Genomic DNA, 20,400 nt, shown 5'->3' with positions numbered 1-20,400 from the left:
ACGGCGCCCTGCTGATCACTCTTCGACGCTCATGTATTCCTTGGCCCAGCGAATGTAGTCTTCAGGCTGGGTGTAGGTGTGCGAGAGTTCGGTGGCACTGAGGTTTTCCGACTTGTTCTGCCGACCACGCTGCAGCCGCAGGCAGTCGTAAGTGGCCTTGATCGCGGCAAAGTAAGCCGCATGGCCATCGACCACGATGCGCACGCCCAGACGCGCCAGGCGCTCGTCATCGCGCAGGTTCGGGTTGCCATAGGTAACCAGCATCAGCGGCACGGTCAGGTGCTCGGCAATCTGTTCGAGCTGCTCGAAGTCCTTGACCCCGACCATGCAGATGCCATCAGCGCCCGCCTTCTGATAGCTCTGGGTACGCACGATGATTTCTTCGGTGCTGAGTACGCCCGCGTTGGTACGGGCAATGATCGACAGGGACGAATCGACTCGTGCCTCCAGCGCCGCGCGGATCTTGCCAACGCCCTCCTCGACCGGGATCAGGTCGGTGGACTTGCGCCCGAACTGGGCAGGCAGCAGGGTGTCCTCGATGGTCAGTGCGGCCACACCGGCGCGCTCCAGTTCGATCACCGTGCGCATCACGTTCAATGCGTTGCCATAACCGTGGTCGGCGTCGGCCAGTACCGGCAGTTGCGCGACCCGACCAATGCGGGTGGCCTGCTCGACGAACTCGCTGAGGGTGATCAGAGCGAAGTCTGGAGCAGCCAGTACCTGCAACGAAGCGACCGAACCGCCGAGGATACCGACTTCGAAGCCCAGGTCTGCGGCAATGCGTGCCGACATAGGGTCGAACACCGAGGCAGTGTGGAAACAGGAACCTGAAGCGAGCAGCTCGCGGAAGGCAAAACGCAAATCTTGGTGGGAAGCCTTGGGCATGATCACTCCGCAAAAAAGTTGAAATTTGAACGGTAACTACCGACCCCTGTAATCGGGTCTACCTGACCTGTTCCAACCGTCGCCATCTGGGCGGTCATGCTCGACATGCAGGCAGAGGAATAAAAGGTGTGGGAGACAGCGGACTGAAAAACCTGCGGCAATATGCTGCACCAACCTGGTGCAACCCCCGGATTTCAGCCTCTGTGGCATACCAACGATATCACGCAGCCATGCAGCACTGGATGAATGCGCCAATGCCGATCTTGCATAGGGGATGCAGATAGTACATAGGAAGCTACCTAACTCAGGTTACAATCCGAGGGCTTCTGTGAGAGCAGGCTTGCCCGCGAAGGGGCCGCCATAGACAAACAAGGTATTCCCGTGACCGCCGCCCTGCCCCCCACCGCCCTGCGCAACGTGCTCACCGCCCTGATGCTGGCCATCTTCCTCGGCGCACTGGACCAGACCATCGTCGCCGTCTCGCTGCCCGCCATCTCGGCGCAGTTCAGCGATGTCGGCCTGCTGGCCTGGGTCATCTCCGGTTATATGGTGGCCATGACCGTGGCCGTGCCGATCTACGGCAAACTGGGCGACCTTTACGGCCGGCGCCGGATGATCCTCACCGGCATCAGCCTGTTCACCCTGGCCTCCATTGCCTGCGCCATGGCCCAGGACATGCCGCAACTGGTGCTGGCCCGGGTACTGCAGGGTATCGGCGCAGGCGGGATGGTCTCGGTGAGCCAGGCAATCATTGGCGACTTCGTGCCCCCACGCGAACGCGGCCGCTACCAGGGCTACTTCAGCAGCATGTACGCCGCGGCCAGCGTGGCCGGGCCAGTGCTGGGCGGCTGGTTGACCGAGTACCTGTCGTGGCGCTGGGTGTTCTGGATCAACCTGCCGCTGGGGCTGGTCGCCTTGTGGGCCATTCGCCGTGCGCTCGCTGACATGCCGGTGCAGCGTCGCGAGGCACAGGTGGACTACCTTGGCGCCATGCTGTTGATTCTCGGCCTTGGCAGCCTGCTGCTGGGCATTACCTTGGTGGGCCAGGGCCACGCCTGGGCCGACCCGGCCGTGCTGGCGCTGTTCGGCTGCGCCCTGCTGGGCCTGGCGCTTTTCATCGCACACGAACGCCGCTGCCCAGAACCGCTGCTGCCGCTCAGCCTGTTCGGCAACCGTGTGGCAGTGCTGTGCTGGGCGGTGATCTTCTTCGCCAGCTTCCAGTCCATTTCCCTGACCATGCTGATGCCCTTGCGTTACCAGGGCATTACCGGCGCCGGTGCCGACAGCGCCGCCCTGCATCTGCTGCCGCTGGCCATGGGGCTGCCCATGGGCGCCTTCACAGGAGGCCGGATGACCAGCCGGACCGGGCGCTACAAGCCACAGATCCTGGCCGGTGCACTGCTGATGCCAGTGGCCATTTTCGCGATGGCACTGACTCCGCCGCAATCAGCGTTGCTCAGTGCGCTGTGCATGCTGCTGACCGGTATAGCCTGCGGGCTGCAATTCCCGACCTCACTGGTGGGTACACAAAGTGCGGTGGCCAGCAAGGACATCGGCGTGGCCACCAGCACCACCAACCTGTTCCGCTCGCTGGGCGGAGCCATGGGCGTAGCGTGCATGTCCAGCCTGTTGCTGGCACTGCTGCATCAAGGTGGTTTCGACTTGACGGGTAACCCGTTGCTGGGGAGTTTGAAGGCCGCAGAGGTGGACCTGGTGACTCAAGGGCGGTTGCTGGAGACGTTCAGGCAACTGCTGATGGGGAGTGCGCTCGTCGCGGTGCTGGGACTGTTCGCGGCATTTGCTTTGCCTGACCGGCAATTGCGCGGCCGCTGAAGGTTGCACACGCGCTGCCGCCTTGTGGTGCGAACAGCTGCAAGGCGGCGGCGACCTTAATCTCCCCTTAACACAAAGGGGAAACACTCCCTCACAATCCTTAACAAAGTGTCATTTGCGCAGAGCCGGGCTCAAGCGCAGCATATCCAGCCCGGTGTCGACCCATTTTTCGACATCACCCAACAGATCGACACTGTCAGGCAGCAATAGCCAGCGCCCGATCAGGCCATCGACATAGGCAAACATGGCCACCGCCGCGCGCTCGACATCCAGCTCGCCAGGCAACTGGCCCCGGCGTACGGCATTGGCCAGCGCCAGGGTGATGCCCTTGTGGCAATCCAGCACCGCACTCTGGCGCTGCTGGCGAATTTCACACATGTCATCGGTGAACTCGCACTTGTGATGCAGGATTTCATTGATACGACGGGTTCGGGCATCGAGCACCAGCTCGTTGAACACTTGCAACAGCAGCTTGCGCATGCAGCCAAGCGGGTCGAGTTCATCCTCGCTTTCGCTCGCGCGCGCCAAATGGTCATGGGTCTCGCGCAGGCTGTCGAGCAACGCCTGCACCAGCTCGGCCTTGTTGTTGAAGTGCCAGTAGATCGCCCCCCGTGTCACACCCGCCAGTTCGGCGATGTCGGCCAGGGTGGTTCGCGCAACCCCGCGCTTGTAGAAGGCCCTTTCCGCCGCCTCGATGATCTGGGCACGGGTTTCCTGGGCTTCTTCTTTGGTTCGACGGACCATGGCAGTACAACCTCATCTGGCCCGAACGCGCAGCGCGTGCGGGGAACGCTCCGGGGGCACCTCTGCCGGGGCCTCTCGGATAAGCTAATCAAGCGCTGAGGCTGTACCTGAGTACCACCCAGCAGTATTTACAAACAACCATGAATGTAAGTATATTCCTTAGCAAGCTATTTATCCACCGGATAGCATTTTTTCCAGATCAAGATCTCTTCCATTACTCTTGAGCGTCTCCCTGCTCCAGCGACCCGAGGATCCTCATGCAATTCAAGCCAGCCGTTACCGCTCTGGTTTCCGCCGTCGCCCTGGCAACCCTGCTCAGTGGCTGTAAGAAAGAAGAAGCAGCGCCAGCGGCGCAGGCTCCTCAGGTCGGCGTCGTGACCATCCAGCCGCAAGCCTTCACCCTCACCTCGGAATTGCCGGGGCGAACCAGTGCCTACCGCGTCGCCGAAGTGCGCCCGCAGGTCAACGGCATCATCCTCAAGCGCCTGTTCAAGGAAGGCAGTGAGGTCAAGGAAGGCCAGCAGTTGTATCAGATCGACCCTGCCGTGTACGAAGCCACACTGGCCAATGCCAAGGCCAACCTGCTGGCTACACGCTCACTGGCCGAACGTTACAAGCAACTGATTGACGAACAGGCCGTCTCCAAACAGGAGTACGACGACGCCAATGCCAAACGATTGCAGGCTGAGGCTTCGCTCAAGAGCGCACAGATCGACCTGCGCTACACCAAGGTTCTGGCGCCAATCAGCGGCCGTATCGGTCGCTCTTCGTTCACCGAGGGTGCACTGGTGAGCAATGGCCAGACCGACGCCATGGCCACCATCCAGCAGCTCGATCCTATTTATGTCGACGTTACCCAGTCCACCGCCGAGCTGCTCAAGCTGCGCCGTGACCTGGAAAGCGGCCAGCTGAAGAAGGCCGGCGACAACGCCGCCTCGGTTCAGCTGGTACTGGAAGACGGCAGCCTGTTCAAGCAGGAAGGCCGCCTGGAGTTCTCCGAAGTCGCGGTGGACGAGACCACCGGCTCGGTGACCCTGCGCGCGCTGTTCCCCAACCCCGATCACACCCTGCTGCCAGGCATGTTCGTGCATGCGCGGCTCAAGGCCGGGGTCAACGCCAACGCCATCCTGGCACCGCAACAAGGCGTGACCCGCGACCTCAAGGGCGCACCCACCGCCCTGGTGGTCAACCAGGAGAACAAGGTCGAACTGCGCCAGCTCAAGGCCAGCCGCACCTTGGGTAGCGACTGGCTGATCGAGGAAGGCCTCAACCCGGGTGACCGCCTGATCACCGAAGGGCTGCAGTACGTGCGCCCAGGCGTCGAGGTGAAGGTCAGCGATGCCACCAACGTCAAGAAGCCGGCCGGCCCTGATCAGGCCAACGCGGCGAAAGCAGACGCCAAAGCGGAGTAAACCATGTCGAAGTTCTTTATCGATCGCCCGATCTTCGCCTGGGTGATCGCCTTGGTGATCATGCTGGTCGGGGCCTTGTCTATCCTGAAGCTGCCGATCAACCAGTACCCCAGTATCGCGCCGCCGGCCATCGCCATCGCCGTGACCTACCCGGGCGCCTCGGCGCAAACCGTGCAGGACACCGTGGTGCAGGTGATCGAGCAGCAGCTCAACGGTATCGACAACCTGCGTTATGTGTCGTCGGAAAGTAACTCCGACGGCAGCATGACCATTACCGCCACCTTCGAACAGGGCACCAACCCCGACACCGCGCAGGTACAGGTACAGAACAAGCTGAACCTGGCCACCCCGCTGCTGCCGCAGGAAGTGCAGCAGCAAGGTATCCGCGTCACCAAAGCAGTGAAGAACTTCCTGCTGGTGATTGGTCTGGTCTCCGAAGACGGCAGCATGACCAAGGACGACCTGGCCAACTACATCGTCTCGAACATGCAGGACCCGATCTCGCGTACCGCGGGTGTAGGTGACTTCCAGGTGTTCGGTGCGCAGTACGCCATGCGTATCTGGCTCGATCCGGCCAAGCTGAACAAGTTCCAGCTGACCCCGGTCGACGTCAAGACCGCTGTGGCTGCACAGAACGTGCAGGTGTCTTCCGGCCAGCTCGGCGGCCTGCCAGCCCTGCCGGGCACCCAGCTGAACGCCACCATCATCGGCAAGACCCGCCTGCAAACCGCCGAGCAGTTCGAGAGCATTCTGCTCAAGGTCAACAAAGACGGTTCACAGGTGCGCCTGGGTGACGTCGCCCAAGTGGGCCTGGGGGGTGAAAACTACGCTGTCAGCGCCCAGTTCAACGGCAAGCCGGCTTCCGGCCTGGCGGTAAAACTGGCAACCGGCGCCAACGCCCTGGACACCGCCAAGGCACTGCGCGAGACCATCAAAGGCCTGGAACCGTTCTTCCCGCCGGGGGTCAAGGCGGTATTCCCGTATGACACCACCCCCGTGGTCACCGAATCGATCAGCGGCGTGATCCACACCCTGATCGAAGCCGTGGTGCTGGTGTTCCTGGTGATGTACCTGTTCCTGCAGAACTTCCGCGCCACCATCATCACCACCATGACCGTACCGGTCGTATTGCTGGGTACCTTCGGTATCCTTGCCGCCGCGGGCTTCAGCATCAACACCCTGACCATGTTCGCCATGGTCCTGGCCATCGGCTTGCTGGTGGACGACGCCATCGTCGTGGTGGAGAACGTCGAGCGGGTCATGTCCGAAGAAGGCTTGCCGCCCAAGGAAGCGACCAAGCGCTCGATGGAACAGATCCAGGGCGCCCTGGTGGGTATCGCCCTGGTGCTCTCGGCCGTACTGCTGCCCATGGCGTTCTTTGGCGGCTCCACGGGTGTGATCTACCGGCAGTTCTCCATCACCATCGTCTCGGCCATGGGCCTGTCGGTGCTGGTTGCGCTTATCTTCACCCCGGCGCTCTGCGCAACCATGCTCAAACCGCTGAAGAAGGGCGAGCACCACACCGCCAAAGGCGGCTTCTTCGGCTGGTTCAACCGCAACTTCGACCGCAGCGTCAACGGCTACGAGCGTAGCGTAGGCACCATCCTGCGCAACAAGGTGCCATTCCTGCTGGCCTATGCGCTGATCGTGGTCGGCATGATCTGGCTGTTCGCCCGCATCCCTACCGCGTTCCTGCCAGAAGAAGACCAGGGCGTACTGTTCGCTCAGGTGCAGACCCCGGCCGGTTCCAGTGCCGAGCGCACGCAGGTCGTGGTCGACCAGATGCGTGAATACCTGCTCAAGGACGAAGCCGATACCGTATCGTCGGTGTTCACGGTCAACGGTTTCAACTTCGCAGGCCGCGGCCAGAGCTCAGGCATGGCCTTCATCATGCTCAAACCCTGGGATGAACGCTCGAAGGAGAACAGCGTGTTCGCCCTGGCCCAGCGCGCCCAGCAGCACTTCTTCACCTTCCGTGATGCGATGGTGTTCGCCTTCGCCCCGCCAGCGGTGCTTGAACTGGGTAATGCCACCGGCTTCGACGTGTTCCTTCAGGACCGCGGCGGTGTCGGCCACGCGAAGTTGATGGAGGCGCGCAACCAGTTCCTGGCCAAAGCTGCGCAGAGCAAGATCCTCAGCGCCGTGCGCCCGAACGGCCTGAACGATGAACCGCAGTACCAACTGACCATTGATGACGAACGTGCCAGCGCCTTGGGCGTGACCATTGCCGACATCAACAACACCCTGTCGATTGCCTTGGGTGCCAGCTACGTCAACGACTTCATCGACCGTGGCCGGGTCAAGAAGGTGTACATCCAAGGCGAACCCAGCGCGCGGATGAGCCCGGAAGACCTGCAAAAATGGTACGTGCGCAACGGCGCAGGCGAGATGGTGCCGTTCTCCTCCTTCGCCAAAGGCGAATGGACCTACGGTTCGCCGAAGCTGTCGCGTTACAACGGTGTCGAAGCGATGGAAATCCTCGGTGCGCCGGCGCCTGGTTACAGTACCGGTGAAGCCATGGCCGAGGTCGAGCGCATTGCAGGCGAGCTGCCGAGCGGTATCGGCTTCTCCTGGACCGGCATGTCCTACGAGGAAAAACTCTCCGGCTCGCAGATGCCGGCGCTGTTCGCCCTCTCGGTGCTGTTCGTGTTCCTGTGCCTGGCGGCCCTGTACGAAAGCTGGTCGATCCCGATCGCTGTGGTGCTGGTGGTACCGCTGGGTATCATCGGTGCGCTGATCGCCACCAGCCTGCGCGGCCTGTCCAACGACGTGTACTTCCTGGTTGGCCTGTTGACCACCATCGGTCTTGCGGCGAAAAACGCCATTCTGATCGTGGAATTCGCCAAGGAGCTGCACGAACAAGGCCGTAGCCTGTACGACGCAGCGATTGAAGCGTGCCGCATGCGTCTGCGCCCGATCATCATGACCTCGCTGGCGTTCATCCTGGGCGTGGTACCGTTGACCATCGCCAGCGGCGCCGGCGCCGGCAGCCAGCACGCCATCGGTACTGGCGTGATCGGCGGCATGATCAGTGCGACCGTGCTGGCTATCTTCTGGGTACCGCTGTTCTTCGTCGCAGTGTCGTCGCTGTTCGGCAGCAAAGAGCCGGAAAAAGACGTCACCCCTGAAAATCCACGTTATGAGGCTGGGCAATGACCAAGTCTTTGTTGTCCCTGGCGGTAACCGCTTTCATTCTTGGCGGCTGCTCGCTGATCCCTGACTACCAGACCCCAGAGGCGCCGGTGGCTGCACAGTGGCCGCAAGGCCCTGCATACTCGCCGACGCAATCGGCGGATGTTGCCGCTGCTGAACAGGGCTGGCGCCAGTTCTTCCACGACCCGGCGCTGCAACAGCTGATCCAGACCTCGCTGGTCAATAACCGCGACCTGCGGGTCGCGGCGCTGAACCTCGATGCCTACCGTGCGCAATACCGCATTCAGCGCGCCGACCTGTTCCCGGCAGTTTCGGCCACCGGCAGTGGCAGCCGCCAGCGTGTCCCGGCGAACATGTCGCAAACAGGCGAATCTGGCATCACCAGCCAGTACTCGGCCACCTTGGGCGTCAGCGCCTACGAGCTGGACCTGTTCGGCCGCGTGCGCAGCCTGACCGAGCAGGCCCTGGAAACCTACCTCTCCAGCGAGCAGGCGCGTCGTTCCACGCAAATCGCCCTGGTCGCCAGCGTGGCCAACGCCTACTACACCTGGCAGGCCGACCAGGCCCTGTTCAAGCTGACCGAAGAAACGCTGAAGACCTACGAGGAAAGCTACAACCTCACCCGTCGCAGCAACGAGGTCGGCGTGGCATCGGCCCTGGACGTCAGCCAGGCGCGTACCGCCGTGGAAGGCGCCAGGGTCAAGTACTCGCAGTACCAGCGCCTGGTCGCCCAGGACGTCAACAGCCTGACCGTGCTGCTGGGCACCGGCATTCCTGCCGACCTGGCCAAGCCGCTGGAGCTTGATGCCGACCAACTGGCCGAAGTACCGGCCGGCCTGCCATCGGATATCCTTCAGCGTCGCCCGGACATTCAGGAAGCCGAGCACCTGCTCAAGGCTGCCAACGCCAACATTGGTGCAGCCCGCGCAGCGTTCTTCCCGAGCATCAGCCTGACCGCGAACGCCGGCAGCCTGAGCCCCGACATGGGCCACCTGTTCGCGGGCGGCCAGGGCACCTGGCTGTTCCAGCCGCAGATCAACCTGCCGATCTTCAACGCCGGTAGCCTGAAAGCCAGCCTGGACTACTCGAAAATCCAGAAGGACATCAACGTCGCCAAGTACGAAAAAACCATCCAGACGGCCTTCCAGGAAGTCTCCGATGGCCTGGCGGCACGCAAGACCTTCGAAGAGCAGTTGCAGGCCCAGCGCGACCTGGTGCAGGCGAACCAGGACTACTACCGCTTGGCCGAACGCCGTTACCGCATCGGGATTGACAGCAACCTGACCTTCCTCGATGCCCAACGCAACCTGTTCAGTGCCCAGCAAGCGCTGATCGGAGACCGCCTGTCGCAGCTGACCAGCGAGGTCAACCTGTACAAGGCGCTTGGCGGTGGCTGGTACGAGCAGACCGGGCAGGCCAACCAGCAGGCATCGGTGGAAACACCGAAAGGCTGATCGGCCTTGTTACAAAGTAGGAAGCCCACCCTTAGCGGTGGGCTTTGCTTTTTTACTGCCTGTGCCGGCCTTTTTGCGGACGAGCCCGCGCAAGGGCCGGGCCTGCTGGCCAGTATCCCTGGCGATTCACCGTCACAGCCACCACCGTATTCGCGGGTGAACCCGCTCCTACACGGATCGTGTGGCGGACACATACGGTGGTTGCGCGCAAGCCGCTGTAGAAGCGGGTTTACCCGCGAAGACGCCGCCACACGAGAGTTATTAACCAACCGGAACATTCCGTTCGATTATCGCCCCGTTCCGTTTGCGGCGAATTGCCTCACCCCCGCACTACCCCGCACCATCCCCCCACGCAACGTTACCCAAGTTCATCAAAAACACCCGCACCTGCAGGCCCGATCCCGCAGTGCACCGGCTCGACCATAAAAACAAGAGATCCACGACAGATGAGCATTTCGCTACCCGCACGTCAGCTGCTGCCTGGCCTGTTGGCCATGTCCTGCGCCCTCCCCGCATTCGCCGCCAACGAAGGTGGTTTCATCGAGGACGCCAAGGCCACCCTCAACCTGCGCAACTTCTACATCAACCGCAACTTCGTCGACCCGGCCCACCCACAGGGCAAGGCCGAGGAATGGACACAAAGCTTCATCCTCGATGCCCGTTCCGGTTTCACCCAGGGCACGGTCGGTTTCGGCGTGGACGTACTGGGCCTGTACTCGGTCAAGCTCGACGGCGGCAAAGGCACCACCAACACTCACCTGCTGCCCGTGCATGGCGACGGCCGCCCGGCCGATGACTTTGGTCGGCTGGGTGTGGCGCTGAAGGCCAAGCTGTCCGAAACCGAGCTGAAAGTCGGTGAATGGATGCCGGTACTGCCAATCCTGCGTTCGGACGATGGCCGCTCACTGCCGCAAACCTTCCGCGGTGGCCAGCTGACCTCCAGGGAAATCGCCGGCCTGACCCTGTACGCCGGCCAGTTCCGCGGCAACAGCCCGCGCAACGATGCCAGCATGGAAGACATGTCGCTCAACGGCAAAGCCGCCTTCACCTCCGACCGTTTCAACTTCGGCGGCGGTGAGTACACCTTCAACGACAAGCGCACCATGATCGGCCTGTGGGATGCCCAGCTCAAGGACATCTACCGCCAGCAATACCTCAACCTGACGCACAGCCAGCCGCTGGGCGACTGGACGCTGGGCGCCAACCTGGGCTATTTCATTGGCAAGGAAGATGGCGCCGAACGGGCCGGCAAGCTGGACAACCGCACCGCCTCCGCCTTGCTTTCGGCGCGCTACCAAGGCCACACCTTTTACGTTGGCCTGCAGAAGGTCAGCGGCGACGATGCCTGGATGCGGGTCAATGGCACCAGTGGCGGTACCCTGGCCAACGACAGCTACAATTCAAGCTTCGACAATGCCAAGGAGCGTTCCTGGCAGGTTCGCCATGACTTCAACTTCGCCACCGTCGGCGTACCCGGCCTGACCCTGATGAACCGCTATATCAAGGGTGACAACGTCACCGTGGGCAGCGTGGACGATGGCAAGGAATGGGCGCGGGAAACAGAGCTGGCCTATGTGGTGCAGTCGGGCAGCTTCAAGGACCTGTCGGTGAAATGGCGCAACTCGACCATGCGTCGCGACTTCAGCACCAACGCGTTCGATGAGAACCGCTTGATCGTGAGTTATCCGCTGAATCTTCTGTGAATCAAATGGCCTCTTCGCGGATAAACCCGCGAAGAGGCCAGACGCCTCCTCAAATGACCTGAAGCTATAAAAATCCATGCCCCTTTTTTGAAGGCATGATTTGCAACAGCTTGATGAAATCCCTGCCATGAATTTGCCAGTGCACGCTGCCGCCATTCGCTGAGCTGATGATGGTGGTGACTGCAGGCTATCCTGATCACTATCAGGTACAGGTGAAACAAAGCAGAACAGGGAGGCACAACAATGAAAACCCTCGTCGACCACCTGAGCCAATACGCCAACTACCACCGCGATCCGCGCAACATCGCCACCCACTTCGTCGGCATCCCCATGATCGTGCTGGCAGTCACCATCCTGCTTTCACGCCCAGGCTGGGGGATAGCTGGCATGTGGCTGTCCCCTGCCCTGGTGGCAGCGGCGGCGTCTGTGTGGTTCTACTTGCGCCTGGACCTGCGCTTCGGGCTGGTGATGGGGCTGTTGCTGGGCCTGTGCCTGTGGGTCGGTGAGGCGCTGGCAGTACAGTCGACAACGCTATGGCTCGGCGCCGGGCTGGGAGCGTTCGTGGTGGGCTGGATCATCCAGTTCATCGGCCATTACTACGAAGGCCGCAAACCGGCATTTATTGACGACGTGAGTGGCCTGATCATCGGGCCGCTGTTCGTGGTGGCGGAAGCTGCGTTCATGCTGGGCCTGTGCCCGACCCTGAAGCGCGCCGTGGAAACCAACGCCGGCCCGATTGCCATGCGGCAAAAAAAGGCATCGGTGTAAAGGCCATTCGCGGGCAAGTGCCCTGTTGCAGGGGGCTTGCCCGCGAACACGGTTTACTGGCGCGACTCTACGCCAAGTTCATCCCACACCGACTCAGCCATGTGGAACGTGGCATTGGCCGCCGGAATGCCGCAGTAGATCGCGCTCTGCATCAGCACTTCCTTGATCTCGTCGCGGGTCACACCATTGTTGGCCGCCGCACGCAGGTGCAGCTTCAGCTCGTCGTTGCGGTTCATGCCAATCAGCATGGCGATGGTGATCAGGCTGCGGGTATGGCGCGGCAACCCCGGGCGGGTCCAGATGTCACCCCAGGCGTGGCGGGTGATCATTTCCTGGAACTCGCCATTGAAGTCGTTGAGCTTCTCCAGGCTGCGGTCCACGTGGGCATCACCCAGCACTGCGCGGCGCACTTGCATGCCAGCGTCGTAACGTTGCTTCTCGTCCATGGCGTTGTCCTCAGTGAGCCAGCAGAAAATCGAGCACGCGGCGGCTGAAGGCCTCGCCAATCTCGACATTGGACAGGTGCGCCGCCGGGAAGTCGACGTACTCGGCACCTTGGATACCGGCCTGCATGAAGCGGCCATGCTCAGGGGTGGTAACCACGTCTTCCGTACCGGCAACGATCAGCGCGGGCACCTGGATGCGGCCCAGTTGCTCACGATAATCAGCGTCACGTACTGCTGCACAGTTGCCTGCGTAGCCTTGCGGGCTGGTTTGCGCCAGCATCTGGCAGATACGCTGGGCCTGCTCCGCCTGTGCCTGGGCAAAGCCCGGGGTGAACCAGCGGGCGATAGAGGCATCGCGCAGGTCGACCATGGCCTGCTGGCCGCCTTTGAGTACCGTGTCGATACGGGTGTTCCACACCTCGTCGTTGGCGATCTTGGCGGCCGTGTTGCACAGGGTCAGGCTGTGCAGGCGCTCACCTGCATGAATACCCAGCCACTGGCCGATCAGGCCTCCCATCGACAGGCCGACGAAGTGAGCCTTTTGAATGTCCAGGCCATCGAGCAGGGCCAGCACGTCGCGGCCCAGCTGTTCGATGCTGTAAGGGCCTTCTGTGACCAGCGATGCGCCGTGACCACGGGTGTCATAGCGCAGCACCCGGAAGTGCTGGCTCCAGAGCGGAATCTGGGTGTCCCACATGCCCAGGTCGGTACCCAGCGAGTTGGACAGGACCAGCACCGGGGCGTCATCCGGGCCATCGATCTGGTAATTCAAAACGCCATCGGCCAGTTGCAAGTGCGCCACAGCGGTCTCCTTCAGGCAGTAAAACGTTGATGTTCGGACACGGCGCGCGCCACCCAGACGCGGGCCTGGCCCAGGTAATGGGCAGGGTCGAGCAGGCGATCGAGTTCTTCGCCAGACAGCTCGGCGCTGACCTGCGGCTCGTCACCCAGCACGGCACGCAGGTGCCGCTGTTCGGCCACCGCGCGCTGGCAGCATTGTTCCAGCAGGTGGTGGGCACGATCGCGACCCAGACGCTGGGCGAGGACGATGCTCACCGCTTCGGCCAGCACCAGGCCTTGTGTCAGGTCGAGGTTACGGCGCATGCGCGCGGCATCCACCTCCATGCCCTCGGCAATCACTTGAGCCTGGCGCAGGGCACCCGAGACCAGGCAGCAGATGTCCGGCAGGGTTTCCCACTCGGCATGCCATAGGCCCAGGCTGCGTTCGTGCTCCTGAGGCATGGCTGCAAACAGCGTCGACAGCAGGCCCGGCACGCGGGTTGCGGCACCGATCAACACGGCGGCACCCACCGGGTTGCGCTTGTGTGGCATGGTCGAAGAACCACCCTTGCCCGGCGCAGACGGCTCAAATACCTCCCCCGCCTCGGTTTGCATCAGCAAGCTGATATCACGGCCGAACTTGCCCAGGCTGCCGGCAACCAGGCCCAGCACCGAGGCAAACTCCACCAGGCGGTCGCGTTGGGTGTGCCAGGGCTGCTCGGGCAGGGACAGCTTGAGCTGTTCGGCCAGCGCTTCGGCCACCGGCATTGCCTTGCTGCCCAGGGCCGCCAGGCTGCCCGAGGCACCGCCGAACTGCAGGACCAGCAGGCGCGGGCGCAGTTCCTGCAGGCGCTGACGGTGGCGGGTCAAAGCCCCCAGTACACCAGCCAGTTTCATGCCCAGGGTCACCGGGGTGGCGTGTTGCAACCAGGTACGACCCACCAAGGGCGTATCGGCGTGCTTCAAGGCCTGCTGCGACAGGGTATCGGCCAGCTTGCCGAGGTCGGCCTCGATCAAATCGAGGGCATCGCGCAGCTGCAGAACCAGACCCGTGTCCATCGCATCCTGACTGGTGGCCCCAAGGTGCACATAGCGCTCAGCCTCAGGTACGCCAGTGGCGATCACCTTGCCCAACGCTTTCACCAGCGGAATGGCCGAGTTGCCGGCGGTGGCGATGGCATTGGCCAACGCACCAACGTCATAGCGCTCGGCCTGGCATGCCGCCTCAATGGCTGCTACCGCGCTGTGCGGGACCAAACCGGCAGAGGCTTCGGCACGGGCAAGCGCTGCTTCGAAATCCAGCATGCCCTGCAGGCGGCCACGGTCGGAGAAAATCTCGCGCATGGCCGGCGCGGTGAAATAGGCGTCGAACAGTTGGTTGCTCATGCAGCGTCCTTAGTCATCATGGTGCAGGTACGCCGCCTGCTTCGGCAGGCGCAGGCTGAACAGGAAGGCAATCGCCATCATCGCCGTGACGTACCAATAGAAAGTGTTTTCCATCCCCAGGGTCTTCAGGCCCAGGGCCACATACTCGGCCGAACCGCCGAATGCTGCGTTCGCCACCGCATAGGCCAGGCCAACACCCAGTGCACGCACCTGCGGCGGGAACATCTCAGCCTTCACCAGACCGCTGATCGAGGTGTAGAAACTGACGATACACAGGGCCAGGCTGATCAGCACGAAGGCCATGAACGGGCTGGTCACGGTTTTCAGTGCCATCAGCAGCGGCACGGTGCACAGGGTACCGAGGCCGCCGAACAGCAGCATCGAATTGCGCCGACCGATACGGTCGGACAGCATGCCGAAGAACGGCTGCAACACCATGAACAGGAACAACGCCCCGGTCATCACGTAGCTGGCGTTCTTGGCTGTCATGCCCGCGGTGTTGACCAGGTACTTCTGCATGTAGGTGGTGAAAGTATAGAAAATCAGCGAGCCACCCGCGGTGTAGCCCAGTACCGTGATGAACGCCGCTGCGTGATTGCGGAACAGGCCTGCGATAGAACCTGCATCCTTGTCATTGCGGGCTTCGGCGCTACTGGTCTCGTGCAGCGAACGGCGCAACATCAGCGAAATCAGGGCGGCGATGGCCCCCACCACGAAGGGAATGCGCCAGCCCCAGGCCCGCAGTTCATCTTCAGTCAGCAGCTGTTGCAGGATCACCACGACCAATACCGCCAGCAACTGGCCGCCGATCAGGGTGACGTACTGGAACGAAGCAAAGAAGCCGCGCTGCCCACGCAGTGCCACTTCACTCATGTAGGTGGCCGTGGTGCCGTATTCGCCCCCTACCGACAGCCCCTGAATCAGGCGGGCCAGCAATAGCAGCGCCGGGGCCCAGGTGCCGATGCTGGCATAGGTGGGCAGGCAGGCGATCATCAGGGAGCCGAAGCACATCATCAGCACCGAGATCATCAGGGAGTTCTTGCGACCGTGGCGGTCGGCGAGGCGGCCGAAGATCCAGCCACCAATGGGGCGCATCAGGAAGCCTGCGGCGAATACACCTGCCGTGTTCAGCAACTGCACGGTGGGGTCGTCGGAGGGGAAGAAGGCCGGGGCAAAGTAGATCGCGCAGAAGGCGTAGACGTAGAAGTCGAACCATTCCACCAGGTTGCCTGACGAGGCACCGACAATAGCGAAGATGCGCTTGCTGCGTTCTTCGCCGGTGTAATAGGTTGAGGTCATGAGGGTTTCACTCCTGGAGGGTCCTAGGTAAGTCTAGACATACCTAGTAACACACTCGTTCCGCTATCTGGCTGGCAATTGGCCTTGTGTCTCACAGGACAGACCTCTTCGCGGGCAAGCCCGCCCCCACAGGTGATTGCGTGGATCCCTGTAAGAGCGGGCTTGCCCGCGAAGCGGCCGGTACAGGTCAAACCCGCTCGATGGCCAGTGCCAGACCTTGGCCAACGCCCACACACATGGTCGCCAGGCCTTTACGCCCACCACTCTTCTCCAGTTGGTGCAGCGCAGTCAGCACCAGGCGTGCACCGCTCATGCCCAGCGGATGGCCCAGGGCAATGGCGCCACCATTAGGGTTTACCTGTGGTGCATCGTCAGCGACACCCAGCTCACGCAGCACCGCCAGGCCTTGACTGGCAAACGCTTCGTTAAGCTCGATCACGTCGAAATCGCTTACCGCAACCCCCAGACGCTCGGTCAGCTTGCGCACCGCCGGCACCGGGCCAATGCCCATGACACGTGGAGCAACGCCGCCGCTGGCCATGCCCAGAACGCGGGCACGCGGGGTCAGGCCGTGTTTCTTCACCGCTGCGGCCGAGGCCAGGATCATCGCGGCAGCACCGTCGTTAACGCCCGAGGCGTTGCCGGCGGTGACCGTCTTGTCCGGGCCGTTGACCGGTTTGAGCTTGGTCAGCGCCTCCAGCGTGGTTTCCGGGCGCAGGTGTTCGTCACGTTCGACGATGATTTCGCCCTTCTTGTGAGCGATACGCACCGGCACAATTTCTTCGGCAAAGAAGCCGGCAGCCTGTGCAGCGGCAGCCTTCTGCTGGCTGCGCAGGGCGAAAGCGTCCTGGTCGGCACGCGAAACCTGATAGTCGTCAGCCACGTTGTCGGCGGTTTCCGGCATGGAATCCACACCGTACTGGCGCTTCATCAGCGGGTTGATGAAACGCCAGCCAATGGTGGTGTCTTCCAGCTTCATGTTGCGCGAATAGGCGCTTTCAGCCTTGCCCATGACGAACGGGGCGCGCGACATCGACTCGACGCCACCGGCAATCACCAGTTCCATCTCGCCGCTGGCGATGGCGCGGAACGCGGTGCCGATGGCATCCATACCCGACGCGCACAGGCGGTTCAAGGTGACGCCCGGGATGCTTTCCGGCAGGCCGGCCAGCAGCAGTGCCATACGGGCCACGTTGCGGTTGTCTTCACCGGCCTGGTTGGCGCAGCCGAAGAACACTTCGTCTACCTGGTCCCACTGCACGCCAGGGTTGCGCTCGATCAGCGCCTTCAGCGGCACGGCTGCCAGGTCGTCGGCCCGCACGCTGGCCAAGGCGCCGCCAAAGCGGCCGATCGGGGTACGGATGGCGTCACAGATGAATACGTCGTGCATCAGGCTTCTCCTGCCAGCTGGCCATGCTCAGCGGCGGTACGGGCGTCGAGGTCACGCATGGCGGACGGCTCGATTGGGGTGGGTGTGGAAATGGTCTGCGCGTGGCATTTGGAGGCTCCTGGTCAGGGTGCTTCGATGAACCCAGATTAAGGAGACTGGTGGGCACCTTACAATCCGATAATCGACTATTTGTGCGATTAACGAACCATTTGTTGCGCAACTGCCCACGCCCACCACAGGGCAGCTGTGCGCCCTGATCGCAGCACAATGCCGCACCAGTCGACGCGGCGTTGTGCTGCGAATGGGCCGTAACGCGGCCCTCTCCCTCAGGTTGCGTCGGCGTGGCTGACCAGCCCTTTGACGACCACACCCACAGTCGCCAGCGCTGCCGGCACCAGCAACGCCGTCAGCACCTGCTCGAAAGTCCAGCCCAGGCCCAGCAGCGTTGCACCACTCCAGGCCCCAAGAATCGCACCAAAGCGGCCAATACCCAGCATCCACGATACACCTGTGGCACGGCCCTGAGTGGGATAGAAGCGCGCCGCCAGCGATGGCATTGCCGACTGCGCACCGTTCACACACATACCGGCAACGAGCACCAGCGTAGCTAGCACGGTGATGTTGCCCAGACTCTGCCCCACTGCGTAAGCGAACACCCCGGCCAGCAGATAGAAAATGCCAATCACCTTGTGCGGGTTGAAACGGTCCATGGCCCAACCCACGCCGACTGCACTCAGCACTCCGCCAAACTGGAACAGCGCGCCGATGAACGCCGCCTGCTCCATGCTCGCGCCGCTGTCACGCATCAGGGTTGGCAGCCAGCTGGTCAGAAGGTAGACGATCACCAGGCCCATGAAATAGGTCAGCCACAGCAACACGGTGCCCAAGCCATAGGTGCCAGAGAAGATCACCGCGAACACGTTGCGCGCAGCCACCGCCTTTTGCTCAGGCACACTGAAACTGCCTGCCTCGGCCACCACTTGCGGGGCGATTGGCGACAAGGTCTTGCGCACCTTGTCGGTGCCGCGGTTGCGCACCACCAGGAACCGCGCCGACTCCGGCAGCCAGACCATCAGCACCAGCGCCAGCAGCAACGGCAGCACGCCACCGATGACCAGCAGGCTGTGCCAGCCGTAGGCCGGGATCATCTTGGCGGAAATGAAGCCACCACCCGCCATGCCCAGGTTGAAGCCACAGAACATGCTGGTCACCAGCAGCGACTTGAGGCGCTCCGGGGTGTATTCGGACAACAGCGTGGTAGCGTTGGGCATGCCTGCACCCAGGCCCAGGCCAGTCAGGAAGCGCAGTATCAGCAACTGGTCGACGTTGGTGGCATAGGCCGAGGCCAGGCTGAAACCACCAAATACCAGCACCGCCCCCACCAGCACGCCTTTGCGGCCGAAACGGTCAGCCAGGGGCCCGGAGCCCAGGGCGCCGAACACCATGCCGATCAACGCGGCACTCATGACCGGCCCAAGGCTGGCGCGGTCGATTCCCCACTCTTGCGACAGTGCCGGGGCGATGAAACCCATGGCAGCAGTGTCCAGGCCATCGAGGAAGACGATCAGAAAGCACAGCAGCACGACTCGCCACTGATAGCGGGACAGCGGCTGCTGATTGATGAACGACTGAACGTCGAGGCTTTTGCCGACGTTGGTTTGCGCTTGATTCATTATTGTTATCCAGAATGAGGGACACAGTCAGGCCATTGCACGCGGGTAACCGGTACAAAGGCGATGATTGGGGTATATGGCCTGGGTCAGCCTGGATACAACGGTACTGCATGCGGGTGCGGCCGCAGCAGCGAGGTGACAGTATTCATGCGTAAGTGCCTCTTATGTTTTTCTTGTTCGGTCGGCTAGCCGACCGTTGCGAGAGACATTAATCAGCGGGCCGGGGTGAAGCAATTCACCCGGCACGACACTGTGCGTTTATCGCACAAGAAACGGTTTTGCCTGTTCTGATCCGGGGCCGCAACGTGCTCCCTGCGGTTTCAACCAAACAACTGATGGCAAAGGTCTCGACTGGCTGCCAGTAAAATCGGCAAGAACCGCTGCTCCAATTCACTGCGGGTCACCCGCCCAACATGGGTACTTACGTTCAAGGCAGCCAACACCTGCCCCGAAGCGTCATACACCGGCACTGCAATCGATCGCAGCCCCTGTTCCAGTTCCTGGTCCACCACGCACCAGCCTTGGGCGCGCACCTGCTGGATGCAGGCGAACAACGATTCGGGATCATTCAGGGTGCGGCTGGTGCGCGCTTTGAGATCAGCACGTTCCAGATACTCACGCAGGCTGGTGTCGTCCATGGCCGCCAGCAGAATGCGCCCCATCGACGTGCAGTAGGCCGGCAGGCGTCCCCCCACCGAGAGATCGACCGAAATCAGCCGCTCGACCGTGGCCGAACGGGCTATATAAAGGATGTCGTCGCCTTCGAGGGTGGCCATGTTGGCCGCCTCATGCAACTGGTCGCTGATGCGATCCAGGTACGGCTGGGCAGAAATTGCCAGTGGCGTCGACGACAGGTAAGCATGCCCCAGGGTCAGCACTTTAGGCAGCAGCGAATAGGTACGCCCGTCGGTGGTGGCGTAACCCAGCTTGATCAACGTGTGCAGGCAACGGCGCACCGCTGCGCGAGGGATTTCAGTACGGTGGCTGATCTGGGCGATGGTCAGGTGGCGCTTGCGCTCCTGGAATGCCTGGATCACCGCCAGGCCACGTGCCAGCGAGGTCATGAAGTCCGGGTCACCGGTAAAGGCCTGGATGCGCTTGGCCGGGGAAGCCACGATCGGCGGCGCCATGGCAGCCGAAGCAGGTCGCGCCACCTCTGCATTGCCGGAATCGTTGCCCAGGGTTTCGTTACTCATCGCACACCTCAAAAAAAACACCGGTTCGTGCGATTATCGAACAAACGGCCGATAATCGCAATTGACCGCCGACACTTTTGCTTATACCTTTCTCATGCCACTTGTGGCTTCTTTGGAGAGACTGGTCAGGTACCCACCGTAGAAGTCCCCAGGCAACGGCCTCGCCTTTCGGCGAGGCCGTTTTTCATTACGGCCCGCCCTGACATTGCAACGAACTTCTATCCGTCATTCCTTTCTAACTTGTACGAAAGGTCCAAACTGTTCGCGGGCACATCCTG

General features: G+C 62.2%; 15 protein-coding genes. 6 read left to right on the top strand and 9 right to left on the bottom strand.

From position 1 onward, the window contains the following. Window positions 1-15: 15 nt before the first annotated feature. Window positions 16-885 carry an isocitrate lyase/PEP mutase family protein gene (locus AC3WLP_RS22175; RefSeq protein WP_003251963.1) on the bottom strand — a complete coding sequence of 290 codons (870 nt, stop codon included), beginning with the start codon at window positions 883-885 and terminating at the stop codon, window positions 16-18. Between the two features lie 381 nt (window positions 886-1,266). Here AC3WLP_RS22175 and AC3WLP_RS22170 point away from each other — a divergent pair, with 381 nt between their 5' ends. Beyond that, window positions 1,267-2,718, top strand: coding sequence for an MDR family MFS transporter (locus AC3WLP_RS22170; protein WP_012053629.1), 1,452 nt, complete (start codon window positions 1,267-1,269; stop codon window positions 2,716-2,718). Between the two features lie 111 nt (window positions 2,719-2,829). Here AC3WLP_RS22170 and ttgR read toward each other — a convergent pair whose 3' ends face one another. Then, window positions 2,830-3,462 (bottom strand): efflux transport transcriptional regulator TtgR, encoded by a 633-nt coding sequence (gene ttgR, locus AC3WLP_RS22165; protein WP_012053630.1) that lies wholly within the window; start codon window positions 3,460-3,462, stop codon window positions 2,830-2,832. 257 nt (window positions 3,463-3,719) lie between these two features. Between ttgR and ttgA the strand changes: the two genes are divergently transcribed. From ttgA to AC3WLP_RS22140, 5 genes are all read left to right on the top strand, one after another. Then, a complete protein-coding gene (gene ttgA / locus AC3WLP_RS22160) occupies window positions 3,720-4,874 on the top strand; it encodes a toluene efflux RND transporter periplasmic adaptor subunit TtgA (RefSeq protein WP_003251957.1) in 1,155 nt (384 codons plus the stop codon). A 3-nt stretch (window positions 4,875-4,877) separates the two neighbouring features. After that, complete coding sequence (gene ttgB / locus AC3WLP_RS22155; protein ID WP_014754360.1) at window positions 4,878-8,030, top strand: multidrug efflux RND transporter permease subunit TtgB; 3,153 nt, start codon at window positions 4,878-4,880, stop codon at window positions 8,028-8,030. Continuing rightward, window positions 8,027-9,481: an AdeC/AdeK/OprM family multidrug efflux complex outer membrane factor gene (locus tag AC3WLP_RS22150; RefSeq protein WP_003251955.1), complete on the top strand. Its 1,455-nt coding sequence runs from the start codon at window positions 8,027-8,029 to the stop codon at window positions 9,479-9,481. The genes ttgB and AC3WLP_RS22150 overlap by 4 nt, the downstream gene beginning before the upstream one ends. Window positions 9,482-9,927: 446 nt before the next feature. Beyond that, the gene (locus tag AC3WLP_RS22145) at window positions 9,928-11,184 is read left to right on the top strand and encodes an OprD family porin (RefSeq protein ID WP_019752475.1); all 1,257 of its coding nucleotides are present in this window, start codon (window positions 9,928-9,930) and stop codon (window positions 11,182-11,184) included. A 243-nt stretch (window positions 11,185-11,427) separates the two neighbouring features. Further along, a complete protein-coding gene (locus AC3WLP_RS22140) occupies window positions 11,428-11,952 on the top strand; it encodes an Mpo1 family 2-hydroxy fatty acid dioxygenase (protein ID WP_088513334.1) in 525 nt (174 codons plus the stop codon). A 53-nt stretch (window positions 11,953-12,005) separates the two neighbouring features. On the opposite strand, the gene pcaC is transcribed toward AC3WLP_RS22140, so the two are convergent. The 7 genes from pcaC to pcaR form a co-directional block, all read right to left on the bottom strand. Further along, window positions 12,006-12,398, bottom strand: a complete 393-nt coding sequence (gene pcaC, locus AC3WLP_RS22135) for a 4-carboxymuconolactone decarboxylase (protein ID WP_003251949.1) — start codon at window positions 12,396-12,398, stop codon at window positions 12,006-12,008. A 10-nt stretch (window positions 12,399-12,408) separates the two neighbouring features. Further along, the gene (pcaD, locus tag AC3WLP_RS22130) at window positions 12,409-13,200 is read right to left on the bottom strand and encodes a 3-oxoadipate enol-lactonase (protein WP_014754363.1); all 792 of its coding nucleotides are present in this window, start codon (window positions 13,198-13,200) and stop codon (window positions 12,409-12,411) included. A gap of 11 nt (window positions 13,201-13,211) precedes the next feature. Beyond that, on the bottom strand, window positions 13,212-14,564 hold the full coding sequence (locus tag AC3WLP_RS22125) for a 3-carboxy-cis,cis-muconate cycloisomerase (protein ID WP_003251947.1): 1,353 nt from the start codon (window positions 14,562-14,564) through the stop codon (window positions 13,212-13,214). A 9-nt stretch (window positions 14,565-14,573) separates the two neighbouring features. Further along, window positions 14,574-15,863, bottom strand: a complete 1,290-nt coding sequence (locus tag AC3WLP_RS22120; protein ID WP_003251946.1) for an MFS family transporter — start codon at window positions 15,861-15,863, stop codon at window positions 14,574-14,576. A gap of 187 nt (window positions 15,864-16,050) precedes the next feature. Continuing rightward, the gene (gene pcaF, locus AC3WLP_RS22115; protein WP_178085915.1) at window positions 16,051-17,256 is read right to left on the bottom strand and encodes a 3-oxoadipyl-CoA thiolase; all 1,206 of its coding nucleotides are present in this window, start codon (window positions 17,254-17,256) and stop codon (window positions 16,051-16,053) included. A 323-nt stretch (window positions 17,257-17,579) separates the two neighbouring features. Then, entirely contained in the window at window positions 17,580-18,926 is a 1,347-nt protein-coding gene (pcaK, locus tag AC3WLP_RS22110) for a 4-hydroxybenzoate transporter PcaK (RefSeq protein WP_088513332.1), read from the bottom strand. Between the two features lie 320 nt (window positions 18,927-19,246). Further along, on the bottom strand, window positions 19,247-20,122 hold the full coding sequence (pcaR, locus tag AC3WLP_RS22105; RefSeq protein ID WP_088513331.1) for a pca regulon transcriptional regulator PcaR: 876 nt from the start codon (window positions 20,120-20,122) through the stop codon (window positions 19,247-19,249). Window positions 20,123-20,400 lie beyond the last annotated feature (278 nt).

This window comes from Pseudomonas sp. FW305-E2 (assembly GCF_058782925.1).
This window is presented reverse-complemented; position numbering and strand designations above follow the sequence as displayed.

Bases quoted from the DNA above. Each gene is read 5' to 3' on its own strand.
- pcaK (WP_088513332.1), bottom strand. From the start codon at position 18,926: ATGAATCAAGCGCAAACCAACGTCGGCAAAAGCCTCGACGTTCAGTCG.
- ttgB (WP_014754360.1), top strand. From the start codon at position 4,878: ATGTCGAAGTTCTTTATCGATCGCCCGATCTTCGCCTGGGTGATCGCC.
- AC3WLP_RS22150 (WP_003251955.1), top strand. From the start codon at position 8,027: ATGACCAAGTCTTTGTTGTCCCTGGCGGTAACCGCTTTCATTCTTGGC.
- pcaC (WP_003251949.1), bottom strand. From the start codon at position 12,398: ATGGACGAGAAGCAACGTTACGACGCTGGCATGCAAGTGCGCCGCGCA.
- ttgA (WP_003251957.1), top strand. From the start codon at position 3,720: ATGCAATTCAAGCCAGCCGTTACCGCTCTGGTTTCCGCCGTCGCCCTG.
- AC3WLP_RS22175 (WP_003251963.1), bottom strand. From the start codon at position 885: ATGCCCAAGGCTTCCCACCAAGATTTGCGTTTTGCCTTCCGCGAGCTG.
- pcaR (WP_088513331.1), bottom strand. From the start codon at position 20,122: ATGAGTAACGAAACCCTGGGCAACGATTCCGGCAATGCAGAGGTGGCG.
- ttgR (WP_012053630.1), bottom strand. From the start codon at position 3,462: ATGGTCCGTCGAACCAAAGAAGAAGCCCAGGAAACCCGTGCCCAGATC.
- AC3WLP_RS22140 (WP_088513334.1), top strand. From the start codon at position 11,428: ATGAAAACCCTCGTCGACCACCTGAGCCAATACGCCAACTACCACCGC.
- AC3WLP_RS22120 (WP_003251946.1), bottom strand. From the start codon at position 15,863: ATGACCTCAACCTATTACACCGGCGAAGAACGCAGCAAGCGCATCTTC.
- AC3WLP_RS22125 (WP_003251947.1), bottom strand. From the start codon at position 14,564: ATGAGCAACCAACTGTTCGACGCCTATTTCACCGCGCCGGCCATGCGC.
- AC3WLP_RS22145 (WP_019752475.1), top strand. From the start codon at position 9,928: ATGAGCATTTCGCTACCCGCACGTCAGCTGCTGCCTGGCCTGTTGGCC.